Source organism: Psychrobacter aquimaris, assembly GCF_016107525.1.
Classification (GTDB): domain Bacteria; phylum Pseudomonadota; class Gammaproteobacteria; order Pseudomonadales; family Moraxellaceae; genus Psychrobacter; species Psychrobacter aquimaris.
The window spans coordinates 16,403-29,868 of the sequence record NZ_JABASR010000018.1 but is presented as its reverse complement, the minus strand read 5'-3'; the positions used below and the strand labels follow the sequence as shown (position 1 = coordinate 29,868).

Below are 13,466 nucleotides of genomic sequence, written 5' to 3'. Positions count from 1 at the left end.
CCAAAACACAAATCGGACTTTAGCATAGGCTGTAAAGCATGTCATCACTAATAAAAATCTGATAAAAGCTCTTTTTAAGCTTATAAAATGATAAAAAATACCTATTTTATAATGTAATTTCGTGTAACATTTATAGAATATAGCTGACCAACCTGACAACAATATCTCCTGTTTGATAAGCAGAAAAAAACGTTTGAGGATTAAATCCTTAATTTAGATTTAATCCTCAAACGTTTTTTTAGTGGGTGAAGTAATTATGCTATATAGGGTTTAACCAATTATTAAAATAATATACTAATTTATAGTGTCAATATGAATTTTAATTCGCTAAGGAACTATGTAATCTTACGTAATTGTTGCGATACATCATGTAGTTCCTTGTATTAATTTCTAAGAAATTGGTTATTTTAAAGACAGATAACATCTAAAATAGGTTACATTGACATAAAAAGTTACATATCCAAATTTGTTTTTAGCTTTTGAAGTTCCACTATCTGATGAAAAAATTAGGTTTAGGAATAAAAATCCTTGTACTAACATAGGTATTAATTCTGCAAATGGAATGTATCTTGTTAGAACTGCATTTATATTTATTTGTTCATGCACCTCGACACTTATTTCTAATATGCAGACTGCTTACCCCAATCATAAATACCGCGTTTGTAAGCATAAATCAGCATGATTAAGCCGGCGATAATCATCGGCGCGCTTAAGATTTGCCCTTTGGTCATCCAACCTAATAATATGAATCCTTGGTCAGCATCTGGCTGGCGGAAGAATTCAATGATAAAGCGGCTGATGCCATAGCCTAGTAAGAATACAGCGGAGGCGGCCATACGTGGACGTGGTTTTGATGAATACCACCATAAGAATATAAATAGCAGCAGACCTTCGGCAAAGGCTTCATATAGCTGTGATGGATGACGAGGCAATATGTATTGACCATTGACTTCAATCATCAATTCTTGCAATTGTGGATTGCTCTGTAATTGCTCCATATCAAACGCCGCGGCTTGCGGAAAGTAGGTCAGCCAGTTATAGCCACCGTCTGAGACGCGACCCCATAATTCGCCATTGATATAGTTGCCGATACGCCCAAACAGTAAGCCGGTTGGTACACAAGGAACGATAAAATCGAATACTTGAAAGGTAGTCTTTTTATATTTACGGGCAAAGAACCACATACCTAGCATGACGCCGATAAAGCCGCCGTGGAAAGACATACCGCCTTCCCAGACTTTTAATATATAGGCAGGGTTTTGGAGTAATTCACCGAACTGATAAAACAGCACATAGCCAATACGACCGCCTAAGATGACACCAAGCGCGCCATAAAAGACTAAGTCAGAGACCATGTCGGTGGTCCAATTGTCGCGTTTGGTACTGCGATACCAAGCCAAACCGTAAGCGGCAGCAAAGGCTAGCAAATACATTAGCCCATACCAGTGCACTTCCAATGGACCCAAGGAAAGCGCTACGGGATCATACTGAGGATGAATCATCATAAAGGCATCATAATTATTGGTAATAGAATGTATGAAATAGGCTTATATAAGAAATTTTTTGTCCAACAATTGAAAAGTACAACTATCGCAAGTCAGAATCTCATCTTATGGATAGAGAGACCTTCCAAGTAAACTCGCCTTCGATCTAATCTGAGCGGTTCATAGACAGTATGAAGGTATTTACTACCTGGCAATCAACAACTTTACAGCAACCTCAAAAAGACACTCATCTTTGATAGTAATACTAACTTTGCCATTATGAGCATTGGCGATAGCTTGCACAATAGATAAGCCTAAGCCTGTTCCTGAATGCATCGTATTCGTTTTATCATGACGATAGAATCGCTCAAACAGTTTATCGGCTTCAATCTGATTTAATGGTTTGTCTAGACGGTTGGTCATAGTTATTCTTAACCAGAGCTGCTCTGGGGATTGAATATCGTCTTTTGGCGCATTAAGCGAGGTGCTTGAAGTGAGGACAGTAGCGGATATCATAATAGTGCTATTACTAGCCGCATAATAAATCGCATTTGACATCAGGTTGGCAAACAGCCGTTGCAATAAGCCTTTATCACCTAGTACTGTTTTAAAATCACCCGATTTTTCAAAGATTATCTCACGATCCTCAGCAATCATCTCATAATAATCTATAAGCTTTGTGATCAAGCTCTCTATATCGACATGACTGATTTGCGAATCACTCAGCTCTTTTTGAGTTTTTGCCAGTAATAACATATCGTTAATCATGGCGGATAACTGCTTTAACGTATCATGCTGATGATGCAATTGCTCAATGTATTCGTCGCTTTCTCTTGGCTTAGTTAACATGACTTGCGTTTGCGTACTCAGCGTCGCTATTGGCGTACGTAGCTCATGGGCGATATTGTCTGAAAACCGTGATAATGATTCAAAGTTACTTTCAAGCTTGACCATCATAGAATTATAAGACTCCGTTAGTGGACGTAATTCTAACGGCATATCGCCAACCACAATTCTTTCATCTAACCTTTGAAGATTAATGCCTTTCATCTTTTGTACGATAGTAGCTAGGGGAGCAAAACCCCAGTGTACACTTAGTGCTGCTACTGAAACCAATAATAAGGTAATGGCGATAAGTATCAAGCTCAGCTGGCGATTAAACTGGATAAGATATTGATTATGCACATCGATAGGTAGAGCAATAAATGCCAAAACCTCTTGATGTGTAATGATAATGGCTCGGTAATGCCTATTATTTATCTTGATCATAAACTGCTGATCGCGATAGTCCTGCAATAGTTGTAACAAGCTAAAATCTGCCGGTAGATCATTGATGAAATTACTGGGATCGCTGGATAATAATTTGCCATTTTTATCTGATACTAAGGTTTTTAAATCATAATCCAGCCAAGAAGAATGTAGATGATTGGCATCAATTAGCGCTTGCGACTTTGATACTGTGAATGGTTCTATGTGATCTTCCAAACTAACCATACGTTTGCGCAGGTTAAAAGCTGCATGAGTAAGGATTTCTGAGTCCATTTGCTCAAAGTGTCCACTCACAGAGCGCTGAACCCATGCGTAGATAATAACCTGAGAGATAATAACGAACAATGTCAGTAAAAAAATAGTTCGCCATAACAGTGACCAACGCCGATTCTTAGATTTATGTCTCATTTGATGTCAGACTGTCTTTATTAATACTATCGTCGCCCATGCCACTATCCACGTCGACAGCCAGTGGCTCTAACTTGTAGCCCATTCCGCGTACCGTATGAATCAGCTTTATATCAAATCCATCATCAATTTTTATCCGCAAGCGCCTTATAGCCACGTCAATGACATTCGTATCACTCTCAAAGTTTATATCCCATACTTGCGAGGCGATCACAGTGCGCGGCAGTACCTCACCTTGACGTTCTAAGAAAAGTTGTAATAAAGCAAACTCTTTAGCAGTCAATTTTATATTAGTGTTGCCTCTATGAACGGTGCGTTTGGCAATATCCATTTTCAGATCAGCTATGTGTATGACCGAGCTTTTATAATCAGATTGATTGGCACGGCGCAATAGGCTTTTTATTCTAACAATCAGTTCAGCAAAAGCAAAAGGCTTGGTCAGATAATCATCGCCACCAATTTCAATACCTTTGATCCGATCGCTTAAATCATCTTTAGCCGTTAAAAATAAAACTGGCGTATGCTTTCCAGCAGCTCGGTAGCGCTGTACCAACTCAAAGCCACTGACGTCAGGTAGCATGACATCCATCAAAACCACACTAAAATCTTCAGTCATTAACGCATGATAGCCATCTAAACCTGTCATGTGATGATCCACGATGAAACCGGCCTCAGTTAAGCCTTTCTTAATATATTCTCCAAGGTTTTTCTCATCTTCTACTAACAGTACTTTCATCGTTGCTTACCTTTATATCATTATAGTTGTCAACAGCGTATCACTAACATTGTTAGCTTATCAGCCATATATTTATCAGGAACCCTTGTTATAACAGTGTTCTTTGGATAGAGACAGATGCTGGTATTTGGTTTTAATGACAAGAAGATGACAATATTATGCTGTTCCTAACGAACATGTAATATCCGTGTCATCTAGCTGTCAGCCACCATTTAGTATTCTAAATCAACGCCGCATATTGGCTTGTCTCTGATACAGACTGCCTCTACGAGTAAAGCAATTATCCTACTTAAACAGTTTGTTATTTATCTTTAAAGGGTCTTATATGAAAAATTATAGTTCATTAAAAAAAGCAGCTTTGCTTTCAGTATCGATGTTAGTGGGCATGTCAGCGGCCAATGCGCATACCACAAACTTAGATGCTTCTGTTCTCGGTAATTGTGATGCGCTCACTAGTTTTGCAAAGAACGCAGATCATAACGATGCACAGATTTCTAGCGCGCAAATGAAAGGCTATGTTGATGCGAGAGTCGCGTGTCAGGTACAGCATCAAGATCAACACTTGCAGTCTGAAAAGTATTTTGTGAAAAAATATGGTAGCGATCGTGATAGAAATGCTGAAGCCATATTAAATGAATATATCGCGCATTAAAATCTAAAGCGGTGAGAATGACAGCATTGTAATCTTAACGTCATCTACCAGTCAGAATGATTAATGTATCATTTAGGCTGGTTTAACAGCTATTGAACTCAATAGCCTTTAATCCAAACAATAGGAATTAATCATGTCACAATTTAAATTACTGTCTAAATCAATCGCAATGACGGCCATCGCTCTTGTCGTATCGACCTCAGCTATGGCGCATGACCCTAAAATGCATGCTGAAAAAGATCAAATGAACTGTGAAAAAATGCAAAAGCATATGGATATGATGGGAAAAATGGATCATAGCAAGATGGACATGAGCGATCCTGCCATGAAAGCGATGATGGCTAACATGGGTAAAATGAAGCAAATGTACCAAAAACACTGCGTTACTAACGACAGTAAATCTTAAAAATTTTAGCTCTGTTAAATAGCAGTCAACACTTAACGGAAATAAATTTTTAGGAAAACATATGAAATTTTTATTGGGTGCGCTCTTTACCGTATTTGTGGCAATCGTTAGCGTGTTTGCGGTTGTTACTAGTGGCGTTGTCAATGTGGGAGCTGACCAAGAGCATAGCCCAATGATGTTTAGCTTTTTAGAAACTGCTCGCAATCGTTCCATAGAAAATGCCAGTAAAGATATTGTGGTACCAGATTTAGAGAAGGTTGAGCTAATCAGTTCTGGTGGCGCGGACTATAAGGATATGTGTGCAGGCTGTCACTTGTCTCCGGGAGTGGCACAAACTGACTTTAGTGAGAGCTTATATCCAAAGCCGCCCAACTTTACCAAGGCTGATATTGTCAAACGTTATCAAACAGAAGACGGTGCAAAGCAAAGCTTTTGGGCAATCAAGCACGGTATTATGGCATCTGGAATGCCTGCGTGGGGCGCGTCCCATGATGACGGTAGAATGTGGGCAATGGTAGCCTTCATTAGATCGTTACCTGAATTAGATGAAAGCCAATACACGATGCTAACCACTAGGATAGATGGCGATATGATGGACATGTCATTTGACGGTGATATGAATATGTCAGATGGTGGTGATATGGGTATGAATATGTCGGATGATGGATCTGGAATGCAGCATTAATACTTTCTAGATATGAAAGCCTCCTAACTCACGGTTGTCGCTATTAATAATGCAGTACTGAACAGTGCTGCATTTAATGTTTTTAGTTAAGTACATAAGAATTCAAATATAGGGTGTAAGTTTTTAGAATATCGAGCATAACAATAGACGTTTAGGAGTAATTTAATGAGACATTACACACATGTGCTTTCTAATGGACATAGCTGGTTATCCGGTCGTGTCCTTTTATTGGTGGTGACATCGTCACTCTCGTTAACGCTAGCCGCTTGCAGCCAATCTAATACCAGTGGCTCTGATTCTCAACCAGTAAAGGTTGAACAGTCTGCTACCCAGAATGCACAAGTACAAAATGAAAGTTCTGCTCCTACAAATGCTCCCGTTAACAGCTCGTCATCATTACTCAAAAACGTCTCAGCCACGGTTTATAAAGATGCCAACTGCGGCTGCTGTAAAGAATGGGTAGGCTATGCAAAAAACAATGGATTAAGTGCAACCACGCACGATGTGGAAGATCTATCCTTATTTAAGGAGCGTTATGGCGTACCACAGCAAATGCGCTCTTGTCATACCACCGTTACCACCGACGGTTTTGTCTTTGAAGGGCATGTCCCTGCTAAACACATGGCTGAATTCTTAGCAAATCCTCCTGCACAAGCTATTGGACTTGCCGTACCGAGTATGCCGGTTGGTAGCCCCGGTATGGAGTATGAAGGTAAATTCATGCCTTATAAGGTAATGCAGCTTAATAAAGACGGCACCACAGAAGTCTATGCTGCTATTGAGTCTCCTCAGCAGCAGCTGTAGTGTTGGCTTAGATGTGAATAGATTCTGTTAAATATCGAAAATATTATAACTATAAGCTTAACCACCATCTCTCAAATTAAATCAGGTTATCATTATGAATAAAAAGAACATACTGAACCGCCGACGTTTTTTAACCGGATCCTCTGCTGTCCTTGGTGCCTCCTTGATGCCGACTATTGCTAGTAGCGCATTGGGACAATCGAGTCGCTCAGGCAGTCAGGGCGCTACTATTAATAGTGATCAAAACGTTCATAAAGTACCTGTATTGACAGGGAAAGAGTTTGATTTATACGTCAGTAAACAGTCCGCTATTGTGAACGGCAAAAAGAGCATGGCGACGCTCATCAATGATTCACTACCAGCACCGACGCTAAAAATGCGTGAAGGCGATACGGTGGTGATACGTGTTCATAATCAGATGGATGAATCAACCTCTATCCATTGGCATGGACTACTAGTACCGTTTGAGATGGATGGGGTGCCGGGCATTAGCTTTGATGGCATTCCTGCGAACAGCACCTTTACTTATAAATTCAAATTAAAACAATCAGGCACTTATTGGTATCACTCACACAGTGGGTTCCAAGAACAAACCGGTATGCTGGGTGCCATTGTGATTGAACCTAAAGGGCGTGAGCGTCATCCTATCGACGAAGACCATGTGATCGTGCTTAGTGATTGGACCAGCCGCAACCCGCATAATCTCTTGAAGCTGCTCAAACAGCGCGCCGACTTTGACAACTACCATCTACCAGACTTCAAAAAACTGCTTGCTGATATTGCCGAAACGGATATGAAAACCGCGTTTGATAAGCGCAAAATGTGGAATCAGATGCGCATGATGCCCACTGATTTTACGGACTTGTCGGGTGAAAACACATTTACCTACCTTATCAATGGCAAAACGACCGCAGCTAATTGGGCGCAAATCGTCAAAGCAGGACAGCGCGTTAAATTACGCTTTATCAATGCCTCAGCGCAAACCATCTTTGATGTACGCATACCCGGTCTTAAAATGACAGTCGTCTCAACGGATGGTAATGATGTCGCACCAGTCGCTATTGATGATTTTCGTATTGGCGTGGCTGAGACCTATGATGTCATTGTCACCCCGACCAAAGATGCGCATACCATATTTGCCCAAAACATAGACCGTTCGGGCTATGTCGCAGCAACGCTTGCCACCAAAGAAGGTGCTCGTGCGGCAACGCCTGCTATGGACAAAATTGAATGGCTCACCATGGCAGATATGATGGGTGCTATGGGTGCTAATGGTTATAAAGCTAAGCACGCTAAAACAGAATATGACTTTAAGTCTGATATGCGTGTGGACAGTCCACGTATGAACCTTGACGATCCAGGTATCAACCTGCGCAATATTAATAGAGAGGTATTGAATTATAGTCAGCTACGCTCTGTCGATGAGGCAATATTTGCGGAGCAGCGCAAGCCTACCCGAGAGATCGAGCTACATTTAACCGGTAACATGGAGCGCTATATTTGGGCGTTTGATGGGGTTAAGTTCAGTGAGGCCACGCCGGTCAATATCAAGCCGGGTGAGCGCGTGCGTATTACCTTAGTCAATGACACGATGATGAATCATCCGATGCATTTACATGGGATGTGGAGCGATTTGCGCATGCCTAACGGTGAGTTTCAGGTGCGCAAGCATACTATGATGGTGCAACCAGCTCAAAAAATTAGCTTTGATGTCACAGGAGAAGCTGGTCGATGGGCATGGCATTGTCATCTGCTCTATCATATGGAAGCCGGTATGTTCAGAGAAGTGGCGGTCGTTTAAGCAAATCTTTGGTTGATAGGTGAGAGATGAGATGAAAATACATAAAGTGGGTTTACGGTTCGCTGGGGTATCATCATTGGTATTACTAGCATCATCATTTGCTAATGCTGCTGACCCTGCCACTGCTAAAAAAGACATGACTATGTCAGATATGGACCATAGTAGTATGGACATGTCGGATATGGATCACAGCAAAATGGATATGTCTGGTATGGACATGTCGGATATGGATCACAGCAAAATGGATATGTCTGGTATAGGCATGTCGGATATGGATCATAGCAAAATGGATATGTCTGGTATGGGCATGTCGGATATGGATCACAGTGGCATGGATATGTCAGGCATGGACCATGGCAGTATGGATATGTCAGGTATGCAAGGTGGTAAAGCTCCAGCTGATGCTCGCAGTCCTGACTATTCAAACGGTGTTCCCTATGGACGCTATGGTCAGCCTATGATGATGGGTGATATGCCATTATGGGGCGTTTCTGTAGACGATTTAGGCTATCAGTTTGATGACGATCAGATTAATTATGAGGTTAGTGCTTGGTATGGCCTAGATGAGCGCCGTCTATCTTTACGTAGTGAAGGTAGTGTTCAGACCAAAGATGAGAAAGACATTGATAGTCTGACCTCATTGTCTTACTGGAAGCCGCTAAGTATTTTTTGGAATGGCGAAGCAGGGGTCGCCTATGATACCAAGAATGATAAGCCTGCCATTATGGCCGGTATTGTCGGCACAATGCCTTACTTTATTGAAACAGATGCTAGAGCATATCTCTACACCGATGGTCAAGTTAGGCTTGATCTTGGTGCAGAATATGAATGGCGTTTGAGTCAGCACTGGGTTGTGATACCGGAAGTTGGTCTGTCAGCTTTTAGTAAAGACGATATTGACAATCATATCACCAAGGGATTCAATGAATTAGAGACTGAAGTTAGACTGACTTATGAAACCTTAGGTCGTCAACTGGCACCTTACGTCGGTGTGAGCTATGAGACGGCTCTTGGCAGTGCGCGTGACCAGCGGCGTCAAGAAAATGAATCGGTTGATAGCAGTAGTTTGACTGCCGGTGTTAAATTCTGGTTCTAACATTGTCAAAATTATAGGAGATATATTATGAATACTTCTGATCAAAACAGCATGAATCATCAAAGCCATCAACAGGGCATGAATCCTTATGTGAAGTTCACTTTGATGATTCTGACGTCTACGATTGTAATGTTTATCATGATGTATTTTAATACCTATCAATTGGATCATGTTTATTTTAGTGAGACCCGAGCTTATATGGCGCTCTACATGGGTGCCGGTATGGCCGTCATTATGCTGGCCTTTATGGGTAATATGTATAAGAAGACCAAGGTAAATCTACTGGTTTATGGAATAAGTGTAGTAATGTTTGCTGTAGGTATTTGGGGTGTGCGTTCCCAAGCAACGGTTGATCAAGTCGATTGGATGCAAGCCATGATACCTCATCACTCGATTGCCATTTTGACGAGCTCAAGAGCAGATATTGAAGACCCTAGAGTACAACAGCTCGCTGACGATATTATTAAAGCGCAAAAGCGTGAAATCGCTGAGATGCAAGCGCTTATTGAAGAGCTCGAATAGACGGCTATATATAGAGGTATGGCAAGCTAAGAAATTGATTATGAAAAAATGGTGATACCTGGTATCAGCGCTATAGTCTTCGCTGGTACCTTTACCTTAAAAGGACAGATTGCACAGATAATTAATGTGATTTTTTACCTACCCCTTCAACTGCAGTAACTGCTCTTTGTTTTACTGTTCTTATTTCAAAACCTCTTATTCCTATATCGAAATGTTCAATATCTGTCGATTGCTATTCTTGAGTGATAGTAAGCATCTAAAAGTATACGCTCGCCCACCACTGTCAATATGAGTGCTATGAGTCTTGGAGAAATACTATGATGGAAGGCATGGGTTGGGGTTGGATGGCTCTCTGCTTGTTGTTTGCGCTACTATTTTTCGCAGTACTAGTACTAACAATCATGGCACTGCTCAAGTATTTGCGTGATAAAAACTAAATTCCAATTGAAAAGTATAGAAATTATTTTTTAGAGGTTTTTAGATTAATGATTAGATGAATAGCAATCGAGGATTGATGATAGTGCTTTAAGAGTTGTACTTATTATAAATATTTATTGTCTTCAAGGAGTGGTTTTATGAAACATATTGCCGATGAAAAATCTATCAAAGGTGGTCAGTACGATAAAGTACCAGAAAATTATAGTGGTACGGTTTATATCTGCCCGATGCATCCTGAGGTTAGAGATACTGAAAAGAGCGATTGTCCGATATGCGGCATGTTTCTTAAACCTGAAGACGAGGTTGCTGAATCCAACAACCATGAAGATAGTCATGCGCATTGTCATGGAGCGGATGCTAATAATAGTAATGAGGTAAATTCTGTCGAAGACGATAAGTACGACAAGATACCGGAAAATTATAGCGGTACGGTCTATATTTGTCCTATGCATCCAGAAGTAAGAGATGTTGAAAAAAGTGACTGCCCAATATGTGGCATGTTTCTTAAACCTGAAGACGAAGTTGCTAAAGATGATAGTCACGCTAGCTGTCATGGAAAGGATACTGATAGTAGCGGAGTAAAATCTGTTAAAGGCGGTAAATACGATAAAGTACCTGCTGATTACGATGGCACGGTATATACCTGTCCTATGCATCCTGAAGTGAGAGACGTTAGAAATAGCGGTTGTCCGATATGTGGTATGGCGCTTGAGCCCGAAACGCTTACTATCGGTGAAGAGGACACCTCAGAGCTTGACGACATGACTCGTCGTTTTTGGATATGTACCGTGTTGACTGTACCGCTATTAATATATGTGATGAGCGGTATGTTTGACTTAAACGTAGTTAATTTTAGTCAGTATGGTATCTCCTCAAAGATCTTACAATGGGCTGAGTTAGTGCTCGCGACCCCTGTAGTGCTTTGGGGCGCCGCCCCGTTTTTCGTCCGTGGCTGGCAGTCTATAAAAAGCCGCAATCTAAATATGTTTACCTTGATTGCGATAGGCGTAGGCGCTGCTTATATTTTTAGTATTGTCGCGACCTTTTTTCCCGATATTTTCCCAGACAGTTTCAGAGATGCCTCTGGTCAAGTCGGAGTCTACTATGAAGCGGCAGCGGTCATTGTGACCTTGGTGCTACTGGGTCAAGTATTAGAGCTCAAAGCTAGAAGTCAAACTTCAGGTGCGATTAGAGCTTTGCTTGAGCTCGCACCACCAACCGCAAGACGTGTCGATGAAAACGGTGAAGAAGTCGAAGTCTCGCTTGATGAGGTCGTCACTGGCGATAAGCTACGGGTTAAACCAGGTGAGAAACTACCCGTAGATGGTACAGTGATCGATGGTAATAGTAATGTTGATGAATCAATGGTGACGGGTGAGCCAATCCCTGTATCAAAAGTAGCAGGAGATACAGTGACTGGTGGTACGGTAAATGGCACCGGAACGCTATTAGTCGAAGCGGTCAATGTTGGAGCAGATTCAGTATTATCTAAAATTGTACAAATGGTTGCTGAAGCCCAGCGTAGCCGCGCACCTATACAGAAATTGGTAGATAAGGTAGCTGGGTGGTTCGTACCGATCGTGCTTATTTGCTCCGTCATTACCTTTATTGTCTGGGCGATATTCGGCCCTGAGCCCGCTATGGCCTATGCCTTGGTTAACGCGATTGCGGTACTGATTATTGCTTGTCCTTGTGCCCTTGGTCTAGCGACGCCGATGTCCATTATGGTTGGTACCGGCAAAGGCGCGCAAAACGGCGTCCTCATCAAAAATGCTGAAGCGTTAGAGAGTATGGAAAAAGTCGATACCATTGTCGTCGACAAGACCGGAACACTGACCGCTGGTAAGCCCGAGCTTACCGCAATTGATGCGCAGGTAGGTCAAGATGAAGACGAGTTCCTCGCATTGGTAGCCTCAGTAGAAAGCGCTAGCGAGCATCCTTTAGCAGAAGCTATCGTTAGAGCAGCTCAAGAAAGATCACTCATTATTCCTAAAGCTACTGACTTTAATTCGACTACTGGCGAAGGCGTACAAGCCGTGGTCGATGGTAAGAAAGTCGCTATTGGTAACTCTAAGCTTATGGAAAGCCTAAATAGTTTTGATAATGAGCTGTCCACTAAAGCTGATGTCCGTAGAAAAGACGGTGAAACGGTAATGTTTGTGGCTATAGACGGTAAAGCTGCTGGTATTATTTCAGTTGCTGACCCTATTAAACCAAGCACTAAAGAGGCTATTTCACTGCTTCATGACGCAGGTTTAAAAGTTGTGATGCTAACCGGTGACAACGAAAAAACCGCGCAGGCAGTCGCCAATAAACTAGGTATTGATGAAGTTCATGCGGATGTCTCACCAGAGGATAAAAACCGTATCGTCAAAGAAATGCAAGACAGCGGTAAATTGGTCGCTATGGCGGGTGATGGTATCAACGACGCACCAGCGCTAGCGCAAGCTAATGTTGGTATCGCTATGGGAACCGGTACCGATGTGGCGATGGAGAGTGCGGGCATTACCCTGCTAAAAGGTGATTTAATGGGCATTGCCAAAGCTTATAAGCTTAGCCACGCCACCATGCGCAATATCAGACAGAATCTGTTTTTTGCCTTTATCTACAATGCACTTGGTGTTCCTATTGCCGCAGGTGTGCTCTATCCCACATTTGGGCTTCTGCTCAGTCCGATGATAGCAGCGGCAGCGATGAGCTTGTCGTCATTCTCGGTGATTGCTAACGCGCTGCGATTGCGCCGTTTGAAACTATAATTCTGGTACGGTAAAAAGTGTTCTAAAGCACACTGACACATACTGGTCTAAACAAGATCACAAAATATAAGGATACCGTTATGGGCAGCTTTTCTATTACACATTGGCTGATTTTATTGGTCGTAGTGGTGGTCGTATTTGGTACTGCCAAGCTTAAAAATGCAGGTAAAGATTTAGGCGGTGCGGTGAAGGGTTTTAAAGAAGCGGTCAAAGATGAAGAACCCGAGAATGCTCGCAAAAATCATGTGCTTAGCCATGAAAATAGTACGCCAGCTGCAAGTAATGATTTAAATACGCGTGTAGGTAATCAGGCTGATGATATGGAAATCAGCCCTATTTCCACTGATGACCAGCCTAAAGTATGAAGCGCGCCGCTTATAAATAGCGGCACTAAGTAGTCTATTAATAT

Annotated in this window: 12 protein-coding genes; 9 read left to right on the top strand and 3 right to left on the bottom strand. The window is 41.8% G+C overall.

The genetic code is table 11. The features are described from left to right. Positions 1-620: 620 nt before the first annotated feature. From lgt to JFC10_RS13810, 3 genes are all read right to left on the bottom strand, one after another. Positions 621-1,505 carry a prolipoprotein diacylglyceryl transferase gene (gene lgt, locus JFC10_RS13820; protein ID WP_011959981.1) on the bottom strand — a complete coding sequence of 295 codons (885 nt, stop codon included), beginning with the start codon at positions 1,503-1,505 and terminating at the stop codon, positions 621-623. Positions 1,506-1,688: 183 nt separating this feature from the next. After that, positions 1,689-3,161 (bottom strand): ATP-binding protein, encoded by a 1,473-nt coding sequence (locus JFC10_RS13815; protein ID WP_060492334.1) that lies wholly within the window; start codon positions 3,159-3,161, stop codon positions 1,689-1,691. Next, the gene (locus JFC10_RS13810; protein WP_045448100.1) at positions 3,151-3,897 is read right to left on the bottom strand and encodes a heavy metal response regulator transcription factor; all 747 of its coding nucleotides are present in this window, start codon (positions 3,895-3,897) and stop codon (positions 3,151-3,153) included. The genes JFC10_RS13815 and JFC10_RS13810 overlap by 11 nt, the downstream gene beginning before the upstream one ends. A 325-nt stretch (positions 3,898-4,222) precedes the next feature. Between JFC10_RS13810 and JFC10_RS13805 the strand changes: the two genes are divergently transcribed. The 9 genes from JFC10_RS13805 to tatA all read left to right on the top strand — a co-directional run bounded on the left by JFC10_RS13805 (position 4,223) and on the right by tatA (position 13,422). Next, positions 4,223-4,549 (top strand): hypothetical protein, encoded by a 327-nt coding sequence (locus JFC10_RS13805; protein ID WP_045448097.1) that lies wholly within the window; start codon positions 4,223-4,225, stop codon positions 4,547-4,549. A 133-nt stretch (positions 4,550-4,682) separates the two neighbouring features. Continuing rightward, the gene (locus JFC10_RS13800; protein WP_011959985.1) at positions 4,683-4,955 is read left to right on the top strand and encodes a hypothetical protein; all 273 of its coding nucleotides are present in this window, start codon (positions 4,683-4,685) and stop codon (positions 4,953-4,955) included. Positions 4,956-5,016: 61 nt separating this feature from the next. Next, entirely contained in the window at positions 5,017-5,640 is a 624-nt protein-coding gene (locus tag JFC10_RS13795) for a c-type cytochrome (RefSeq protein ID WP_045448094.1), read from the top strand. Between the two features lie 165 nt (positions 5,641-5,805). Beyond that, positions 5,806-6,444 carry a DUF411 domain-containing protein gene (locus JFC10_RS13790; RefSeq protein ID WP_011959987.1) on the top strand — a complete coding sequence of 213 codons (639 nt, stop codon included), beginning with the start codon at positions 5,806-5,808 and terminating at the stop codon, positions 6,442-6,444. Positions 6,445-6,538: 94 nt separating this feature from the next. Then, positions 6,539-8,245 (top strand): copper resistance system multicopper oxidase, encoded by a 1,707-nt coding sequence (locus JFC10_RS13785; RefSeq protein WP_045448091.1) that lies wholly within the window; start codon positions 6,539-6,541, stop codon positions 8,243-8,245. Between the two features lie 31 nt (positions 8,246-8,276). Next, positions 8,277-9,341, top strand: coding sequence for a copper resistance protein B (locus tag JFC10_RS13780; protein ID WP_198333362.1), 1,065 nt, complete (start codon positions 8,277-8,279; stop codon positions 9,339-9,341). A gap of 27 nt (positions 9,342-9,368) precedes the next feature. Further along, on the top strand, positions 9,369-9,863 hold the full coding sequence (locus tag JFC10_RS13775) for a DUF305 domain-containing protein (RefSeq protein WP_060492335.1): 495 nt from the start codon (positions 9,369-9,371) through the stop codon (positions 9,861-9,863). A gap of 575 nt (positions 9,864-10,438) precedes the next feature. After that, positions 10,439-13,057: a copper-transporting P-type ATPase gene (locus JFC10_RS13770; RefSeq protein ID WP_087945736.1), complete on the top strand. Its 2,619-nt coding sequence runs from the start codon at positions 10,439-10,441 to the stop codon at positions 13,055-13,057. A gap of 80 nt (positions 13,058-13,137) precedes the next feature. After that, positions 13,138-13,422, top strand: a complete 285-nt coding sequence (gene tatA / locus JFC10_RS13765; RefSeq protein ID WP_011959992.1) for a Sec-independent protein translocase subunit TatA — start codon at positions 13,138-13,140, stop codon at positions 13,420-13,422. Positions 13,423-13,466: the final 44 nt, after the last annotated feature.